This is a genomic window from Ramlibacter sp. JJN2-2R, assembly GCF_057747835.1.
Window position 1 is genome coordinate 1,299,793 of sequence record NZ_CM173226.1, and the last position, 17,988, is coordinate 1,317,780.

The following is a 17,988-nucleotide window of genomic DNA, read 5'->3' on the forward strand; positions in this document are numbered from 1 at the left end:
CGTGCGCGACCCGGTGGCGACAATGGGCGCATGGGTCGCCCGCACTACCACGTCTACGTCATCGAGCTGGACGACCGCGTGTGGAACGTGGCGCGCTTTCGCCGCGCGAACCCGGATCACGTGCTGGGCAAAGCGTTCGTCTATGTCGGCATGACCGGCCTGGATCCCGACATCCGCTTCGACAAGCACAAGGCAGGCATCCAGGCCAACCGCTTCGTGCAGGACTGGGGCGTGCGGCTGCTGCCCGCCCTCTACGACCGCTACAACCCGATGACGTACGACGAGGCGCGCTCGATGGAGGTGGAGCTCGCGATCGCGCTGCGGCGCGCCGGCTACGGCGTCTGGCAGGGCTGAGGCTGCCGGCGCCTCAGGCGAAGGTGCCCGCGAAGTCGGCGCCCAGCATCAGCAGGTCGGCGCCCGAGGCGACGGCGGCCTGCAGGCGGCCGAAGCGGCGCAGCACCGGGCGCAGCGGCTCGGCCCAGGGCGAGCGGCGCAACCAGCGGCCGGTGCCCTTGCGCGCGTCGCGCAGCCGGGTGGCCAGCGCCGCCTCGCGGGCCACGCTGCCCTGGACCAGCGGCAGGTGCGTGTCGGCGAAGCTGGCCTTGTACGCCTCCTCGCCCTTGCCCAGATCGAGCAGCCGGTGCCCTTCCCGCGCCGCCGCCTCGGCCACGTGCAGCAGCAGCAGCGCGCCGGGCGAATAGGCCGCGTGCGCATGGCTGTAGACCGGGAACCACCAGTGCCACACGGCCTGCGAGCGCATGCCGAAATGCGCCGCCACCAGCTGGTCGCCGGCATACAGGGCGGACAGCCGGCCGCCGAAGTCGGCATCGTCGGTCGCGGCGATGCGCCGCACGAGGCCCCGCGCCCACGCCGGCTTGAAGCAGTCCTGGGCGCCCGTGCGCCGGCACTGCGCCGACTTCAAGGCCAGGACGTGCTCCAGCACCTGCGGGTCGCGCGTGTGCGCCTCGAAGCGCAGCGGGCCCACCTCGCGGGCGAGCTTGCGCGCCTTGCGCGGCAACTCGCCGATGCGCCGTGCGCCGGCGGCCAGCCGGGCCTGCCGCCACGCCTCGAAGCCGCCGGACAGGTCCAGGGCCGGCGAGCTGGCGCGCACCAGCGGCGCCGGCGGGCGTTGCTGGCCGCACAGGTGGTGGAAGTCCCAGTACCCCATGCCGCAGGCCCGCAGCAACTCGTGCCAGTCCCACGAGGTGTCGCAGGCGGCGATCACGCCGTGGTGGTCGGACAGGTGGTCGCCCACCGGCCTGCCGGCGCCCCAGCGCCGCTGGAACGGGAAGAAGCCCGCCGTCCCGCACTCGTCCTCCAGGATCGCGACGCGCACGTCCCCGCACTCGGCCGCGGCCGCCAGCGTGAAGCCGGGGCTGAAGTACGGACTGCCGAGCGCCGGGTTGCCGCGCTGCAGGTGCGTCCAGCGCGCCAGCGCGCGCTCGTCGAGTTCACGCGGCCTGACGACGGAAATCCTCATGAGGTCCTCGGTGTGAATGCCTGGGATCCGCAGCTTGCCAGCTTTGACCGTCGCGCGGGGCGACGCCCCCCGGCCGGGCCATCCGGTCCCAGCCCATCAACGGCCTCCGACGCGCGTCGTCGCTGCTGAGGCAGCCCCGGATCGGCTGCAACTCGTTACGCTCGGCGCGTGCCGTTCCTCTTTCCCTTTCCGACGCCCTCGCGCCCGCGTGGCCGCGTGTCCCGCGCATGAATGCCGATGTCGTCGTCGCCGGCTCGGGCGTGGCGGGACTGCGGTGCGCGCTGGCGCTGGCCGATGCGGGCCTGCGCGTCGTCGTGCTCGAAGCCGGGGCGCACCCGGGCGGCCGTGCCGCCAGCTGGACCGACGAGGCCACGGGCGTGCAGGTGGACACCGGGCCGCACGTCATCAGCAGCGAGCACCGCAATTTCCTCGCGATGCTGCGCCGGCTGGGCTCGGACGACCAGGTGCTCTGGCAGCGGGACCGGTTGCTCACGCTGGTGGACGGACGCGGCGCCGTGCGCGTGCCGCGCTCCCGGTGGGTGCCGCCGCTGCACGGCCTGCCGATGCTGCCCTGCGCGCTGGCGCGGCTGTCCTGGGGCGATGCGTTCTCGCACATGCGCGTCGCCTGGCGCGCCGCGCGCCTGGACGAGGAGGGCGTGCGCGACCTCGACCACGAGGACGCGCATGCGCTGCTGCGCTCGCTGGGCGTGCGTCCGCAGGCGATCGACTGGTTCTGGCGATCGGCGATCCTGGCGCTGCTCAACGTTCCGCTCGAGCAATGTTCCGCCGCCGCGGCGATGCGCGTATTCCGCCTGATGTTCGGGCGCAGCGGCTGGCACCTCGGCTTTCCCAAGCTCGCCCTGGCCCAGCTGTACGTGCCGGGGTCCTGCCGGGCGGTGCTGCGCTCGGGCGGCCAGGTGCTGTTCGGCGCCCGCGTGCGCCAGCTGCGCGTGGCCGACGGGAAGCTGGCGGCCCTGGAGATGGACGACGGGCAGGTGCTGCCCGCCGCGCGTTGCGTGCTCGCGCTGCCGCCGCAGGACCTGGCCGCCGTGTGCTCGGGCGAGCCGGCGCTGCAGGGGCTCGCCACGGTGGCGCGCTACTTCCGCCCGAGCCCGACCCACAGCACGTACGTCTGGTTCGACCGCCCCGTCACGCCCGAGCGCTTCTGGGCGCGCGCCTGGTCGACGCAGAACCTCAACACCGACTTCCACGACCTGTCCAACATCCGGCCCGGGCTGGCGGGCCGGGGGTCGCTGGTGGCCTGCAATGCGATCGGGCCGCAGTCGCGCTCCGAATGGCCGGACGAGCGGATCGTCGAACACACGATGCGCGAGATCGAGCACTTCGCCCCGGCCGCGCGACAGGCCCGCGTGCTGCACACGCGCGTGCACCGCATCCCGATGGCGGTCGCGCAGCCGCGACCCGGCACCGAGATGCTGCGGCCCGGCGCGACGACCAGCCTGGCTGGCGTCTGGATCGCCGGCGACTGGACCGACACCGCCTTGCCGTGCTCGATCGAGAGCGCGGCGCGGTCCGGCGCCCTGGCCGCCGAGGCCGTGCTCGCCGACATCGGCCGGCCGGCGCGCCTGGCGATCGAGCCGCCGCGGACCCACGGGCTGCCTGCCTGGCTGCCCGGGCGGTGACACCGCACCGCCGGCACGACTAAGCTCGCGCCCATGAGCAGCCCCCACCTGACCGCCGGGCACTGGCTGACCCTGCACACCGCGGTGGTGCTGCTGTCCGTGCTGGTCTATGCCGGCGTGTCGCTCGCCACGCGGCAACGGCGCCACCCGTCGGCGGCGATCGGCTGGGTGCTGTCGCTGGTGCTGGTGCCCTACCTCGCGCTGCCGCTCTTCCTGGTGTTCGGCAGCCGCAAGACGGTCCGCGCCCATCCGCACCGCCACGCGCGGCTGCCGCAGCGGCGCGAGCCGTTGCTGTTGACGGGCGCGACGCGGTTCCAGGCGCTCGCGCAGGGGCTGGGCCTGCCGCCGCCCGTGTCCTACGAGGACCTGCACGTGCACGCCGACGGCGGCCTCGCGCTCGACCGGCTGCTGGCGCTGCTGGCGGGCGCCCGGCACACGCTGGAAGTGAGCACGTTCCTGCTCGGCCGGGATGCGGTGGGCGATCGCATCGCCGCCCTGCTGGCGCGCCGCGCGCGCGAAGGCGTGCAGGTGCGCCTGATGGTCGACGGCGTCGGGCGCCTCCTCGGCGGCCGCCCGTCGCTGCAGGCGCTGCGCGATGCGGGGGTCCAGGTGCGCCTGTTCGTGCGGCCCTGGTCGTCGCCGCTGCGCGGCCGCGTCAACCTGCGCAACCACCGCAAGCTTGCCGTGGCCGACGGCCGGTGGCTGTGGTCGGGCGGGCGCAACCTGGCGGCGGAATACTTCGTCGGCACGCCGTCGCACCCGGCGTGGGCCGACATGAGCTTCGACCTGCGGGGGCCGCTGGCGGTGCAGGCACGGGGCCAGTTCGAGGCCGACTGGGCGCTGGCGGTCAACGAGCCGCCGCCACCCGTGCCGGCCCGGCCGGCGGCCCCGGCCAGCGAGCCGCTCGCGCAGTGGCTGCCGAGCGGCCCCGACCAGCCGGAAGACACGCTCTACCAGCTGCTGATCGACGCCTGCTTCGGCGCGCAGGAGCGCATCCTGGCGGTGACGCCGTATTTCGTTCCCGATCCGGCGCTGCAGATGGCGCTCGCGCTGGCCGCGCGGCGCGGCGTGGTGGTCGATCTGGTGGTGCCGCGGCGCTCCAACCACCTGCTGGCCGACCTGGCGCGGCCGGCGGCGCTGCGCGACCTGGCCGAGGCCGGCGCGCACGTGTGGCTGGCGCCGCGCATGCTGCATGCCAAGCTGGTGGTGGTCGACGAGTCCGTGGCGCTGGCCGGCTCGCTCAACCTCGACCAGCGCAGCCTGTTCCTCAACTACGAACTGATGGTGGCGTTCTACGACCCCGCCGCGATCCGGATCCATGCCACCTGCGCCGAGCAGCTGCGCGCCGGTGCGCAGCCGTTCCATCCCCGCCGCGTCGGGGTGGTGCGCGAGCTGGGCGAAGGCCTGCTGCGCTGGCTCACCTTCCAGCTCTAGCCCGCCGGCGGCGCGCCGCTGGGCGTCACGCCAGGGTGCCGGCGGGCGCCACGTGGATCTCGATGGTGGAGTGCACGATCTCCGGATGCACCTCGAGCCGCGAGCGCACCGCGGCCGCATCCAGGGTGCTGCTGGGCGTCAGCAGCGTGATGGCGCAGGCATAGACGTTGCGCCCCACGCGCCAGACGTGCAGGTCCGTGACGCGGTCGCCCTCGGCTTGCACCGCCTCGCGGATCTCCTGCACGATGGCATGGTCCATCTCGCGGTCGAGCAGCACCTTGCCCGTCTCGGCCGTCAGGCTGCGCGCCCAGATGGCGACGAGCACCGCGCCCACGATGCCCATCACCGGGTCGAGCCACGACCAGCCATAGGCCCAGCCGCCCGCCAGCGCGAGGATCGCCAGCACCGAGGTGGCGGCATCGGTGATCACGTGGACGTAGGCCGAGCGCAGGTTCAGGTCCTGGTGCCCATGTGAGCCGCCGTGGCCGTGCGCATGGCCGGGATGGTGGTGCCCTTCGTGCGAGTGCCCGTGGTCATGGCCGTGGCCGGCGTCGTGGTGCGCCCGGCCGAGGATGAGGGCGCAGGCGACGTTCACCAGCAGGCCGCCGATCGCCACGATGATCGCCTCGCGGTAGTGGATGGCCTGCGGCGCGAGCAGGCGCTCGATGGAGCCGACCAGCATCAGGCCGGCCACGCCGATCAGCGAGATGGCGCTGGTGAAGCCGGCCAGCACCTCGATCTTCCAGGTGCCGAAGGCGAACCGCTCGTCCTGCGCGTAGCGGCGCGCGGTCACGTAGGCGAACACCGAGAGGCCGATGGCCAGCGCATGCGAGCTCATGTGCCAGCCGTCGGCCAGCAGGGCCATCGAGTTGAACCACCAGCCGGCGGCGATCTCCACCACCATCACGACGGCGGTGATCCACATGACCAGGCGCGTGCTGCGCTCGGCGGCCTCGCTGGTGCTGTGGAAATCGTGGTCGTGTTCCCACGGCAGGTCGTCGGTCTGGTTCGCTGGCATCGGTGTGAGGTCCTCGCGCGATTGTCCGTGACGCGTGGCCGCGGGGCATGGCGCGACGGCGGTCTTCTCCTACAGCCGAGCTTGGCGCGCCTGTCGAGAATGGTCGCCACAGGAGAGATCAGCATGGAACAGCACAGCGAACCTTCCGTGTCCCACTTGCACGCCGAGGCGCCGCCGGCCGGCCGCACCCGCGGCCCGCTGGCCAGGCTGGCGCACGGCCTGTTCGGCATCGGGCGTGGCGCGGCGGACCGGTCGATCGAGCAGCCGTTTCGCGACAGCGATTTCGAGGGCGATTCGGGCTTCTTCGGCCGCCCGCTCGGCGATCACTAGCCGCGCAGCAACGGCGCCAGCAGCTCGCGCAGGTGCGCGAGCGACTGCGCCAGGGCCTGCTCGTCGATCTGCAGCCGCGTGCAGGCCACGCGCGCCCGCTCCAGCCGCTGCAGCAGCGCCTCCCGCGCCGCGACGGCGCTTTCGGTGCCGCTGAGCACGGCGTCCGCGCCGGCATCAGGATCCGTCAGCGGCTCGATGCGGCCCTGCCACTCGGCCCAGGCCGCGTCGAGGCCGGGGCCCAGGAGGTCGAGCGTCGCGGCGCGCCCGTCCATCACCATGCGCCCGAAGCGCACCACGTCGCCGGCGCCGGCGCACGCCGCCTCCAGCCGCTGCACGGCGACGCGCCGCAGGTCCACGTCGGCCAGCAGGGCGCGCAGCTTCTCCAACGTCTCGTGGTCGGTCGGATCGGGCCGCTGCGGCCGCAGCGTGTCCCAAAGCTCGGCCAGCAGCTCCTGCGCCTGGCGCACGCGCGTGTCGATCTCGCCCCGTGCGCGTTCGAGCCGCTGGAGCGACTGCTCGGCGGCGGCGCGGTGCGGCAGGTGTCCGGCCCGCACGCCCAGCAGTCGTTCCACGACCGGCGCGCGGGTGGGCAGGGCGTCCACGTAGCGGTCGCGCAGCAGGCGGGCCGAGTGCCGGTTGCGGAACGGCCAGCTTCGCTTCCACAGCGAGTCGGGGGACTGGAAGTCGGCGGCCACGACGGCCTGGTGCATGTCCTGCAACGCCCGCAGCAGCGGCGTCACGCCGGTCTGCAGCAACTGGGCCTGCAACTGGTCCGGGATGGGCGCGGTGCTCGGCACGAGGCTGAGCGCGGCCTGCACGATGGCCTCGATGCGGCCCGTGAGCGCGGTGGGAAACGCAGTGGAAATGGAACCCGCGGGGTTCGACGGAGCGCCGGGCTGCATGGTAGTTACAACTGGAAACCCAGTGTAACTATCCCCGTGTTGGTGCAAATACCCCGTTTGGGTGGCCGGTGCATCAAGGCAGGCCCCGAGACGGCCTGCGCGCGAGGCGGCAGCGCCCTCCCGGTGCGGCAATCTGCCGCCGGGCGCGGCCCCAGTCCGCCTGCGGCGCTGCGCGGCGCGAGCAGGCGGACCGCTTCAAGGACGGGGCTCGTCGCGCCCGGCGCCGTCGGCGCTGAGGCCGAAGTGGCGCTGGTGGACCCGCGCGATGGCGGCGCTGAAGCGCTCCAGCGAGAAGGCCGACTCGTAGAGCGCCCGGCCCTCGCGCTCGAGGCGCGCGCGCATGTCGGGGTCGGCCAGCACCTGGGCCAGCCCGCGCGCGATGCTCGCCGGGTTGCCGGGCTCGACGAAGCGCGTGCTGCGCCCGTTGACCAGCACGTTCGGGATCTCGCCCACCGGCGTGCAGACGACGGCCACGCCGTGGGCCAGCGCCTCCAGGATCGCGAGCGGCAGGCCCTCGTCGTGCGAGGGCAGCACCATGATGTCGGCGTCGGCGAGCAGTCGGGCGACGAGGTCCGGGCCCGCCCAGCCGTGGAACTGCACCCGGTCGTCCACGCGCAGCTCGCGCGCCATCGCCATGTACCCGTCGATGTCGCCGCCGCCGGCCAGGCTCAGGCGCAGCGGCACCTTGGCCAGCACCGGGTTGGCCAGCGCCTGCAGCAGGTCGCTCACGCCCTTGCGCTCGGACAGGTTGCCCAGGAACACCACGTGCGGCACGGCCGCCGGTGCGGTGCGCCGCGGCACCGCCGGGGCGGGCACGCCGTTGATGACGATCTCGACCCGCTCGGGCGGCACGCGCAGCTCGCGCGTGACGAAGTCGGCGGCGGTCTTGCCCAGCACGACGCAGCTTTGCGGCAGCGAGAACACCCAGCGCACGAGCAGGCGCCCCGGCGCGGACAGCTGCGCATAGTTCTGCGGCAGCTGCGCCGCATGCAGGTGCAGCACGGTGGGCACGCGCAGCAGGCGGCAGGCGGCCAGCAGCACGCCCTTGCGCACCAGGCTGAGGCGCTCGGCGGCGTTCACGTGCACGCCGGCCAGGTCGCCGCGCCAGCGGCCGCGCACGATCGCGCCGACCGCGCGCGCCAGGTGCCAGGGCGACCACAGGGCGCTGCCGCCGCCGCGCGTCTCCAGCATGCGCAGCACGGGGGCCGCGTCGTCGCCGGGCTGGGCCTGCACGAGGTACTGCGCGACCTTGTACATGCCGCCGCCCATCGGGGTGTTCGGCCCGGCGATGTAGATGAAGCGCGACCGGCTTTGCGTGGCGGCCGGCGCGGCCTGCGGCGTCCCTGGCGCGTGGATCACGGCCAAACCCGGGTGAGTGGCTTCCAGCGTGCCGGTCAGGCCCGCAGGGGCTCCCTCAAGCGGTGTCGTCATGCGCGGTGTTCCTTTCCTCTCGATCCGAATTGGCGGCGGCCGAAGCCGCGGGTTCCTTGAGCACGTCGCTCGGGATGCGCGCGCGCGGCGCCGTGCGCGGCGCGACGAGGCCGCGCACGAGGCCGGCGCTGTTGACGCACCACGAGACGACCGAATAGACGGCGCGCTCCCAGGAGCGCTTGCGCTGCGCCATCAGCAGCACGGGCGCCGCGGCCAGCGCGAGCAGCGTGAGCGTGCGCGCGGCCAGCGGCGCGGGCCAGAACGGCACCGACAGCAGCACGGCCCACCAGCCCAGGACGGCGACGTACAGGCGCAACTCGCGCAGGCCGCGCAGCACCAGCTTCAGGTGCGGCTGGCCGAGCGCGCCGCGGACCAGCTCGCCCGGCCCGCATGCGTAGCGGCTGCGCCAGCGGCGCATCAGCAGCTGGTAGGGCGGGGCGTCGTGGCCGTAGTGCGTGACCGCATCGACCGGCAGGCGCCACAGCTTCCAGCCGCGGGCGCGCAGGCGCACCGCCAGGTCGAATTCCTCGTAGCTGTGCAGGTTGCGGTCCGAGAAGTAGCCGGCCTCCTCGATCGCGCGGCGGCGGTACAGGCCGCCGCCGTCCAGGCGGTCGACCTGCCCCGGGGCGCGGTGCGCCTCGACACGGGCGCTGCGCTCGCCGCGCTCGCGGTACTCCAGGCTCTCCTGGTTCAGCTCCACCACCCGGCCGCCGACGCCGGCGATCTCCGGATGCTGGGCGAGCAGGTGCAGCGCCTGCTCGAGGAAGCCCGGCACCAGCTTCATGTCGCCGTCCAGGATGTAGATGTATTCGCCCTGCGAGTGCTGGTAGCCCAGTTGCGGGCCGGCGCCGCAGCTGCGGTCGGCGGCGCTGGCCAGCCGCACGATGCGCACCGGGTAGCGGCCGGCCTCGCGCACGGTGCCGTCGGTGGAGTGCGAGTCGGCCAGGATCACCTCGCCGCCGATGTCCTTGAGCGCCACCAGGCAGCTCTCGATGGCGGCCGCGATGTTGTCCTGCTCGTTCAGCGCCTTGATGACGATCGAGACGCGGCAGGGGCGGGTGGGCGTGTTCATTGGACGGGTCCTTCGGGCGAGAACATCTCGGCGCTACGCAGCCGCCAGCGCTGCCAGGTGCCCGCCACGTGCGCGGGCATGCACAGGGCCATCACGGCGGTCAGCATCCAGCGGCGGCTCGCCGCGATCCGCCGGGCGCGCCAGAGCCAGTGCAGGGCGCCGCGCCGGTCGCGCTCCTCGAGCGCCGCCCGGGCGAGCGTCACCTGCATCTGGGCGACGAACCACAGCGCCGAGCGGCGGTGCCGGGGCGGGATCTCGCCGCGCAGCGCGCGCTCCTCCATGCGCTGGAGGAAGGCCGGCATCGCCACGCGCGGCTGGCGCGTGGACAGGCTGTCGGGCAGCATGCGCACCGCCGCGAATGGCGCGTTGACGACGGCGACTTCGGTGACGTCGCCCATGCGAAACCACAGGTCCAGGTCCTCGCCGTGGTACTCGCCGGTGGCGAAGCACGGCTGCATCGAGCGCAGGCGGTCGGCGCGGATGGCGACGCTGCTGGTGCAGAAGGGCGGCGACTTCATCCAGCGCGCCCGCAGGTCGTCGACCACCTCGACCTCGAAGAAGGTGTCGGCCGCGGGCCAAGGCTCCATCTCGGCCGCCGTCCCGGGCGTGACCTTGCGGAAACCCGCGCCCAGCATGTCCGCTTCCGGGCAGGCCTCGTGCGCCTGCTTCAGCGCGGCCAGCATGTCGGGGTGGTACCAGTCGTCCGCGTCGAGGAAGGCGATCCAGTCGCCGCGGGCCAGCTCGATGCCGCGGTTGCGCGCGGCCGACACGCCGCTGTTGCGCTGGCGCACGAGCCGCACCCGCGGGTCGGCGATCGCCTCGACGGCCGCGGCGCCGCCGTCGGTCGAGCCGTCGTCGACCACGATCACTTCATGCGGCGGCAGGGTCTGGGCCAGCACGGAGTTCACCGCGTCACGGACGTACCGGCCCTTGTTGAACAGCGGGATGACGACGGAGAAGTTCATGCGGCCGGCCTCAGGGTGGTGTCGATCGGGTCGAGCACGACGGTGGTCTGGCGCCGCTCGGTGGCGGTCGCGGCGACGGTGACCACGAGCAGCAGGTGGGTGAAGACGTCGACGCCGTAGCCGGCCAGCAGCAGCGGCACCTCGCTCACGCACATCAGCGCCAGCGTGAGGAACATGGCGAGCGACAGGCCGCGCGTGGCGCGGGCGAAGCGGAACGACATGACCATCAGCACGACGAACCAGACCACCAGGCCGATGAAGCCCACGGTGCCGCAGCGGGCGAGCATGTCGATGAACTGGTTGTGGCCGTGGGTGGCGAACGGCATCGCGATCGCCTGCCGGTATTCCCCGTCCCACAGCGTCGGGCCGTAGCCGAACACCGGATGGTTGTGCCACTCTTCCAGCGCGACGGTCCAGATGCGGTCGCGGCCGGTCAGCGAGACGAGCTGCGCGCCCTGGCCGGTGCCGAAGAAGTCGGCCACCATGTCGGGCAGGTCGAACACCAGCACGCTCAGCAGGCCGGCCAGCACCACGCCGATGACGCCGAACAGCGCCAGCACGCCGAACGAGTTGCGGTGCGGGTCGCCCAGGCGTTGGACCGACTCCGGCCCGCTGCGCACGACGACCATGCAGGCGGCGCTGATCAGGAAGGCGAGCCACGCGGTCTTGGACTGGGCGAAGAACAGCACCCCCAGTCCAAGCAGCCAGGCGCACACCGTCAGCCAGCGGCGCTGGAACGGCCGCGCCCACAGCAGCAGCAGCGCGGTCTGCGCCATCATGCCCATGGACACGGGGTGGGCGGCCAGGCCGGCGAAGCGCGGCACGCCCGGCAACAGGCCCTGCGAGTACGAGGCGTCCAGCACCATGTTCGGGCTCCACGGCACCAGCACCAGGCCGGCCAGCATGAACACGAACAGGCCGTCGCGCGAGGCGGCGAGGATGCGGTCGCGGTCCAGCGGCCCGCACAGCGTCGCCGCCAGCCCGAACAGCAGCGAGTACGCGTATTCGTGCGTGACCTGCGGATGCGCGCCGAGCAGCCCGGGCGCCAGCACGGTGGTGAGCCAGTACAGCAGGAAGCTGCCGGTCAGCGCCAGCGAGGGCAGGGGCCGGCCCTGCATGAAGTGCGTGACGATGCGCTCGAGCGACGCCGCGATCAGCAGGATGGACACGCCGCGCTGCACCCAGGCGAGCAGCGGGTGGCGCACGATCTCCACCGCGCCCTCGGACTGCTTCTCCAGCTCCAGGAACGCCTGCGTCAGGTCGCGGTTGGACAGCAGGATGTCCAGGGCCGCCAGCGCCAGCATGGCGGGAAAGAGCCAGGACAGGAATCCATGGCCGTTGTAGCGTTTCATGGTTGGGCCTCCGGGGCCGCCGCCCAACGGGGACGGACGGCGGGAAACACGCGCGACAGCACGGCCCGCGCCTCGGGGCCGAGCAGCTGCGGCCGCACGGCCACCAGCGCCAGCAGCACGAGGGTGCCGAGCGCGGCGCCGCACAGCAGCGTGGCGATGGGGTGGTGCATCCATGCCGCGGCATGGCGCCCGAGGAGCACGGCGCCGGCGCACACGGTGCCGAGCAGCAGGCCGCGCGAGAGGAACGGCCACAGGACCGCCGCCTTGAGGTCCAGGGCACGCAGCCCCGCGGCGACGATGATGGCGGCGCGCGCGAAGACGATCACCGCCGAGCCGAGCGCGATGGCCCGCAGCCCGTGCGGCGCCAGCCACCACCACAGCGGCACCGCGACGGCCAGCAGCGGCAGCTGCAGCAGCACTTCGCGGTGCTTGCGGCCGGTGTTCCAGAGCACGGGGGTCGACAGGCCCCAGCAGGCCCAGGCCGGCACGCAGAAGAACAGCACCGCCATCACCCAGCCGGATTCCTGCCAGGCCGGGCCGTACATCACCTCCACCAGGTCCCCCGCCAGCAGCGCCATCACCACCGAGGCGGGCGTGACGAAGACGACGATGCACGCCAGCATGGTCAGCCAGGCCTGCGCGAGCTGGCGGTGGTCGTCCTGCAGGCGAGCGCCGGCGGCCAGGAACGTGGGTTGCAGCGCGCCGAGCAGCAGCGTGTTGGGGATCGACGCCAGGTTGTACGCCACGCTGTACAGGCCGACCGCCTGCGCGTTCAGCAGGCGCCCGATCAGGAGCCGGTCGACGTTGGTGAGGAGCCAGTTGACGATGTTGGTGAAGAACACCGTGCGCCCCGTGTCGAGGGTTTCCTTGGCGAGGCGGTGCCGCCACAGGGGCCGCAGCGAATGCGGCCGGGCGGCGTAGTTGCCCACCAGCGCGACGGCCGCCTGCGCCACGCAGGCAGCGGCCAGCGCCGTGGCGCCCCAGCCGTGCAGCGCCAGCGGCACGCCGATGGCGAGGTAGCCGATCGCGTAGCTCACGAGCTGGATGAGGCCGAGCGCGCGGAAGTTCAGGTCACGCTGCAGCAGGCAGGTCGCGGGACCGGCCAGCGCGAGCAGCAGGCAGGCCGCGGCCATCCAGCGCACCATCGGCTCGACCCGCGGGTCGGCGAAGAAGTCGGCGATCCAGGGCGCGGCGAGCAGCATGACGGCGGCGCACGCCAGGCCGGCCACCACCTGCCAGGTGAACGCGAAGCGGATGTCGTGCTCGTCGATGTCCTTCTGCAGCATCAGGATGTAGCTGAAGCTGTTGCCGGACAGGAAGGCGGCGAACGTGAGCACCACCATGCCGATGCCGTACACGCCGTAGTTGTCGGGACCGAGCAGCCGCGCCAGCGTGATCTGGGCGACCAGCTGCAACGCGAAGCGGCCCACGGTGGTGAGCGCGCTCCACTTGAAGGCACGTTCGGCGAGCGATCGAAGGGGCCCTGCCGTCATTGCTGTCCCATGCCCCAGCGGCGCAGCGCGATGCCGGTCATCAGCGCAAGCGCGGCGAGCAGCATGGCGACCGGTTGCCGCCGTTCGGCATCGGCCTCGGTGGCGGCCGAAGCGGCGGGCTTCAGCGCGACGTTGTTGGTTGCGGCGCCCTCACCGGCGCGGCGCGGCACGCCGGGGTCCGCCTGCACGACCAGTTGCGCGTGCATGAGGCCTTCGGCGGGACGCACCCCGGCCGTCGGGGCCGGGGGCGGGGGGGCGGCCAGCGCCGCCTGCAGTCCTGCGCAGAGGGCGATCGCTGGAATGAGTCGAGACATCGTCTTGTCCTGTGCGGCAGTCGATGCAGGTCATTCTCAAACAAGGGGTGTGGCCCAGGGGTTACCGCCACCGAGGGGGCCATGGCCCGAAGGAGCTAGTGCCGGGACGCTCAGCCGTGCGGGCCGGTCACCTGAACTTCAGCAGCCCCGTCGACAGCGCCGTGCCGCACACGATGACGGCGGCGCACAGCAGCATCCAGCCGGTGACGGCTTCGCCCAGGAAGAGCAGGCCGTACAGCACGGCAAAGACCGGGACGACGAAGGTCACGGCGAGGGCGCGCGACGGCCCGGCTTCCTCGATCAGGCGGAAATACAGGACGTAGGCGAAGCCGGTGCACAGCACGCCCAGCGCGACCAGGGCCAGCCAGGCGCGGGCGCCGGGCCAGGTGGCCGGCCAGAACCACAGCGCGGGCACGGCCAGGCCGAGCAGGGCCCCCAGCTGGCTGCCCGCCGCCGTCACCAGGGCGGGCAGGCCGCTGAGGTACTTCTTGGTGGCGCTGGCGGCCAGGCCATAGCACAGCGTGGCCAGCAGGCACAGCACCACGGCCCAGCCGGTGGCCAGCCCGGGCCCGGCGGCCCGGAAGCTCGCCTTGTCCCAGGCCAGCATCGCGACACCCGCGAAGCCCACGACCAGCCCCAGCGCGCGCGAGGCGGCCGGCTTCTCGTTCAGCCAGGCCCAGGCGACGAGCGCGCCGAACAGCGGCACCGTCGCGTTCAGGATGGCGGACAGGCCGGTCGAGATCGAGGTCAGCGCGAACGCATACAGGGCGAACGGGATGCCGGAGTTGAGCAGCCCGACGCCGAAGATGCGCGGCCAGTGCTGCCGCAGCTGCGGCCCCAGCCCGCGCAGCAGCACGATGGGCAGCAGGAAGGCCGAGGCGATGGCCACGCGCACCGCGGCCGTGGGCAGGGGGCCGAACTCGACCACGCCCAGGTGGATGAAGAGGAAGGAGCCGCCCCAGGTGGCGGCCAGCAGCAGGAAGTCGATCGCCCACGCACGCCGGCCGCGCGGCGTGGCCGTCAAGGCATCCCCTCCAGCCGCAGCAGCGCCGTCTTGCGGTCCAGCCCGCCGGCATAGCCGGTGAGCGAGCCGTCCGAGCCGAGCACGCGGTGGCAGGGCACCACCATGCTCACCGGGTTGCGGCCGACGGCCGCGCCGACGGCCCGCGCCGCGCCGGGCGCGCCGATGTGCTGGCCCAGTTGGGCGTAGGTCGAGCGCCCGCCGTGCGGGATCGCCAGCAGCGCGCGCCAGACGCTCTGCTGGAACGGCGTGCCCATCCGCAGGTCCAGCGGCAGGTCGAACGACGTGCGGCGGCCGGCGAAGTACTCGTCCAGCTGCCGCATCGCCTCGACCAGCACCGGATGGGCGGGGTCCAGCGGCCAGGACGCGCTGTCGGGCTGGTGGCGCTGGCCTTCGAACCAGATGCCGGCCAGGCCGTCGGCACTGGCGGCCAGCAGCAGCGGGCCGAGCGCGCAGTCGTGGCGGGCGGCGACGAGGCGAGAAGGGAATTTCATGCTGTTGCCTCCGATGTGGCGGGTGCGAGACGGGACCAGGCGCGGATCACCGCATAGCTGCGCCACGGCTTCCAGGCCTGCGACGCGGCTTCGGCCTCGCGGGCGGCCTGCCGGCTGGCCTGCACGCCCAGGGCCTTGTGCAGGGCGACGTCGCCGGCCGGGAACGCATCGGGCCAGCGCAGCGCGCGCATGGCGATGTACTGCGCCGTCCAGTCGCCGATGCCCGGCAGGGACCGCAGCCGGTCGAGCGTCTCGGGCACGTCGGCGCCGGGATGCAACCGCAGCTCGCCGGCGGCCGTGGCCCGCGCGAGCGCGACGATCGCCGCCTGGCGCTGCCGCACGATGCCCAGCTGGCCCAGGGCATCGGGCTCGGCGCGGGCGAGCACGTCCGGCCGCGGGAACAGGTGCGTGAGCGCCGGCAGCGGCGTCTCGATCGGCTCGCCGAAGCGGTGCACCAGGCGCTGCGCCAGCGTCCGCGCCGCGGCGACGGTGACCTGCTGGCCCAGCACCGCGCGCACCGCCAGCTCGAAGCCGCTGAGGGTGCCGGGAACGCGCAGGCCGTCGGTGCCGGGAAAGCTCTCCTGCAGCACCGAGCCGATCGCCAGCGGATCGGCATCGAGATCGAGCAGCGCGCGCACCCGGCGGATGACGAGCGGCAACACGTCGCGCAGCGAGTCGCTGACCCGCAGCAGCACCTGGTGGTCCGCCGGCGGCAGCGTCGCCACCAGCCAGCCGGTGAACGAGCGGCCACCGGCTTCGACGGCCAGCGTGCGGGCGATCGCGTCGCGATCGACGGCTTCGATGCCGCCGATCGCCCGCTTGCGGAAGAACTCGAGCATCGCGGCCGTGTCGTACGGCGGCCGGTAGCCCAGGCGCACCGAGATCTCGCGGCCGGCGCGGCCCCCTTCGCGCCGCAGCTGGCTGGGGCTGAGGCCGTAGTGCTGCGCGAACGCGGCGTTGAACCGGCGCACGCTCGCGAAGCCGCTCACCAGCGCCACCTGGGTGATGGGCAGGTCGGTGTCGGCGAGCAACTGCTTGGCGGTGAGCAGGCGGCGCGTCTGCAGGTACTGCAGCGGCGAGACGCCCAGCCGCGCCTCGAAGATGCGGCGCAGGTGCCGGTCGCTCACGCCCAGGCGGGCCGCGAGTTGCTCGACCGAGGGCGCGACGTCGCCCCAGGCCTCCGGCTCGTCGAGCAGGCGGGCGGCCTGCTGGGCGAGCACGTCGCTCGCGTCCTGGATCGACCAGCGCGGCATGTGGGGCGCCAGCTCGGGCCGGCAGCGCAGGCAGGGGCGGAAGCCCTCGCGCTCGGCCTGCGCGGCGTGGGTGAAGAAGCGGCAGTTCTCGCGCTTGGGCGTGCGCACGCGGCACACGGGGCGGCAGTAGATGCCGGTGGAGGTCACGCCGGTGAAGAAGCAGCCGTCGAAGCGCGCGTCGCGCGCCTTCAGCGCCAGGTAGCAGGCGTCGGGTTGCAGCGCTTCGGCATCGGGGGACATGGGGCCATGATACGCAGCGGGGCGGTGCGGACTGGCCGTTTTCGGACATGTGCCTCCGGGCCCCTTCACTAGAATCCGCCGTTCCTTTCCAAGCAGCACAGGACCGCCCCGCCATGCAAGTCTCGCCCTCCATCTTCAAGGCCTACGACGTCCGTGGCATCGTGCCGTCCACCCTCACGGAAGAGGTGGCCGAGGGCCTGGGGCGCGCCTTCGGCACGGCCGCCCGCAAGGAAGGCGAGACGACGGTGGCCGTCGGCCGCGACGGCCGGCTGTCGGGCCCGTCGCTCTCGGCCGCGCTCGTACGCGGCCTGGTGTCGGCCGGCGTGAACGTCATCGACGTCGGCGTCGTCACCACCCCGATGCTGTACTTCGCCGCCAGCACGCTGTGCAGCAGCGGCATCCAGGTGACGGGCAGCCATAACCCGAAGGACTACAACGGCTTCAAGATGGTGCTGGCCGGCCGCGCCATCTACGGCGAGGAGATCCAGGGGCTGCGCCGCACGATGGAGGCCGAGGACTGGAGCACGGCCGGCGGCGGCACGGTGCGCAACGTGAACCTGTTCGCCCCCTACCGCGACCGCATCGTCGGCGACGTGAAGCTGGCCCGGCCGATGAAGATCGTGGTCGACTCGGGCAACGGCGTGGCGGGGGCGTCGGCGCCGGCGATCTTCCGCGCGCTCGGCTGCGAGGTCATCGAGCTGTTCAGCGAGGTGGACGGCAACTTCCCCAACCACCACCCCGATCCCAGCAAGCCCGAGAACCTGCGCGACCTGATCCAGGCGCTCAAGACCAGCGGCGCCGAACTGGGCCTGGCCTTCGACGGCGACGGCGACCGGCTGGGCATCGTCACGCGCGGCGGCAACAACATCTACCCGGACCGCCAGCTGATGCTGTTCGCCCGCGACGTGCTCTCGCGCGTGCCCGGCGGCACCATCCTGTTCGACGTGAAGTGCACGCAGCGCCTGTCGCCCGCCATCCGCGAGGCCGGCGGCACGCCGCTGATGTACAAGACCGGCCACTCGCTGATCAAGGCCAGGATGAAGGAAGTGGACTCGCCGCTGGGCGGCGAGATGAGCGGCCACATCTTCTTCAAGGAGCGCTGGTTCGGCTTCGACGACGGCACGTACGCGGGCTGCCGCCTGCTGGAGATCCTGTCGCGCTCGCAGGACCCGAGCGCCGTGCTCGACGCGCTGCCCACCAGCTTCTCGACGCCGGAGCTGAACGTCAAGTGCGCCGAGGGCGAGCCGCACCAGGTGGTCGACGAGCTGATGGCCAAGGCAAAGTTCGCCGCGCCCGCCGAGGTGTCGACCATCGACGGCGTGCGGGTGGACTGGCCGGACGGCTTCGGGCTGATCCGCGCCTCGAACACCACGCCGGTGCTCGTGCTGCGCTTCGAGGGCCAGACGCAGGAGGCGCTGCACCGCATCGAGGCCGAGATGCTGGCGCTGCTGCGCAGCGTCAAGCCCGACGCGCAGTTCGCCGAAGCGGCGCACTGACGCACTGACGGGCCCCGGCGCGCCGGGGCCGCCTTCGCCGCCATCGGACC

The 17,988-nt window shown here is 73.2% G+C and carries 17 protein-coding genes; 5 read left to right on the plus strand and 12 right to left on the minus strand.

Going from position 1 to position 17,988, the window contains the following annotated elements; genetic code table 11:
• The first annotated feature begins 30 nt into the window (after nt 1-30).
• A complete protein-coding gene (locus tag AC3ANR_RS06405; RefSeq protein WP_488291044.1) occupies nt 31-354 on the plus strand; it encodes a hypothetical protein in 324 nt (107 codons plus the stop codon).
• 13 nt (nt 355-367) lie between these two features.
• On the opposite strand, the gene AC3ANR_RS06410 is transcribed toward AC3ANR_RS06405, so the two are convergent.
• Entirely contained in the window at nt 368-1,480 is a 1,113-nt protein-coding gene (locus tag AC3ANR_RS06410) for a GNAT family N-acetyltransferase (RefSeq protein WP_488291045.1), read from the minus strand.
• 227 nt (nt 1,481-1,707) lie between these two features.
• Here AC3ANR_RS06410 and AC3ANR_RS06415 point away from each other — a divergent pair, with 227 nt between their 5' ends.
• Both AC3ANR_RS06415 and AC3ANR_RS06420 read left to right on the plus strand, forming a co-directional pair.
• The gene (locus AC3ANR_RS06415) at nt 1,708-3,123 is read left to right on the plus strand and encodes a hydroxysqualene dehydroxylase (RefSeq protein ID WP_488291046.1); all 1,416 of its coding nucleotides are present in this window, start codon (nt 1,708-1,710) and stop codon (nt 3,121-3,123) included.
• 33 nt (nt 3,124-3,156) lie between these two features.
• On the plus strand, nt 3,157-4,557 hold the full coding sequence (locus tag AC3ANR_RS06420) for a phospholipase D-like domain-containing protein (protein ID WP_488291047.1): 1,401 nt from the start codon (nt 3,157-3,159) through the stop codon (nt 4,555-4,557).
• A gap of 25 nt (nt 4,558-4,582) precedes the next feature.
• Here AC3ANR_RS06420 and dmeF read toward each other — a convergent pair whose 3' ends face one another.
• Complete coding sequence (gene dmeF / locus AC3ANR_RS06425) at nt 4,583-5,575, minus strand: CDF family Co(II)/Ni(II) efflux transporter DmeF (RefSeq protein ID WP_488291048.1); 993 nt, start codon at nt 5,573-5,575, stop codon at nt 4,583-4,585.
• A gap of 123 nt (nt 5,576-5,698) precedes the next feature.
• Here dmeF and AC3ANR_RS06430 point away from each other — a divergent pair, with 123 nt between their 5' ends.
• On the plus strand, nt 5,699-5,905 hold the full coding sequence (locus tag AC3ANR_RS06430; protein WP_488291049.1) for a hypothetical protein: 207 nt from the start codon (nt 5,699-5,701) through the stop codon (nt 5,903-5,905).
• On the opposite strand, the gene AC3ANR_RS06435 is transcribed toward AC3ANR_RS06430, so the two are convergent.
• The 10 genes from AC3ANR_RS06435 to AC3ANR_RS06480 form a co-directional block, all read right to left on the minus strand.
• Nucleotides 5,902-6,807, minus strand: coding sequence for a hypothetical protein (locus AC3ANR_RS06435; protein WP_488291050.1), 906 nt, complete (start codon nt 6,805-6,807; stop codon nt 5,902-5,904). The genes AC3ANR_RS06430 and AC3ANR_RS06435 overlap by 4 nt on opposite strands.
• Before the next feature lie 195 nt (nt 6,808-7,002).
• Nucleotides 7,003-8,238, minus strand: a complete 1,236-nt coding sequence (locus AC3ANR_RS06440) for a glycosyltransferase family 4 protein (RefSeq protein ID WP_488291051.1) — start codon at nt 8,236-8,238, stop codon at nt 7,003-7,005.
• Entirely contained in the window at nt 8,222-9,310 is a 1,089-nt protein-coding gene (locus tag AC3ANR_RS06445; protein WP_488291052.1) for a glycosyltransferase family 2 protein, read from the minus strand. Before AC3ANR_RS06445 ends, AC3ANR_RS06440 begins: the two co-directional genes overlap by 17 nt.
• Nucleotides 9,307-10,275, minus strand: a complete 969-nt coding sequence (locus AC3ANR_RS06450) for a glycosyltransferase family 2 protein (protein WP_488291053.1) — start codon at nt 10,273-10,275, stop codon at nt 9,307-9,309. The genes AC3ANR_RS06445 and AC3ANR_RS06450 overlap by 4 nt, the downstream gene beginning before the upstream one ends.
• The gene (locus AC3ANR_RS06455) at nt 10,272-11,627 is read right to left on the minus strand and encodes an O-antigen ligase family protein (RefSeq protein ID WP_488291054.1); all 1,356 of its coding nucleotides are present in this window, start codon (nt 11,625-11,627) and stop codon (nt 10,272-10,274) included. Before AC3ANR_RS06455 ends, AC3ANR_RS06450 begins: the two co-directional genes overlap by 4 nt.
• Nucleotides 11,624-13,120, minus strand: a complete 1,497-nt coding sequence (locus AC3ANR_RS06460; RefSeq protein ID WP_488291055.1) for an oligosaccharide flippase family protein — start codon at nt 13,118-13,120, stop codon at nt 11,624-11,626. The genes AC3ANR_RS06455 and AC3ANR_RS06460 overlap by 4 nt, the downstream gene beginning before the upstream one ends.
• Nucleotides 13,117-13,326: a hypothetical protein gene (locus AC3ANR_RS06465; RefSeq protein ID WP_488291056.1), complete on the minus strand. Its 210-nt coding sequence runs from the start codon at nt 13,324-13,326 to the stop codon at nt 13,117-13,119. The genes AC3ANR_RS06460 and AC3ANR_RS06465 overlap by 4 nt, the downstream gene beginning before the upstream one ends.
• Nucleotides 13,327-13,561: 235 nt before the next feature.
• Nucleotides 13,562-14,458, minus strand: coding sequence for a DMT family transporter (locus AC3ANR_RS06470; RefSeq protein ID WP_488291057.1), 897 nt, complete (start codon nt 14,456-14,458; stop codon nt 13,562-13,564).
• Nucleotides 14,455-14,949 carry a methylated-DNA--[protein]-cysteine S-methyltransferase gene (locus AC3ANR_RS06475; RefSeq protein ID WP_488291058.1) on the minus strand — a complete coding sequence of 165 codons (495 nt, stop codon included), beginning with the start codon at nt 14,947-14,949 and terminating at the stop codon, nt 14,455-14,457. Before AC3ANR_RS06475 ends, AC3ANR_RS06470 begins: the two co-directional genes overlap by 4 nt.
• Nucleotides 14,946-16,442: a DNA-3-methyladenine glycosylase 2 family protein gene (locus AC3ANR_RS06480; protein ID WP_488291059.1), complete on the minus strand. Its 1,497-nt coding sequence runs from the start codon at nt 16,440-16,442 to the stop codon at nt 14,946-14,948. Before AC3ANR_RS06480 ends, AC3ANR_RS06475 begins: the two co-directional genes overlap by 4 nt.
• A 113-nt stretch (nt 16,443-16,555) precedes the next feature.
• Here AC3ANR_RS06480 and AC3ANR_RS06485 point away from each other — a divergent pair, with 113 nt between their 5' ends.
• Nucleotides 16,556-17,938, plus strand: a complete 1,383-nt coding sequence (locus AC3ANR_RS06485) for a phosphomannomutase/phosphoglucomutase (RefSeq protein ID WP_488291060.1) — start codon at nt 16,556-16,558, stop codon at nt 17,936-17,938.
• Nucleotides 17,939-17,988 lie beyond the last annotated feature (50 nt).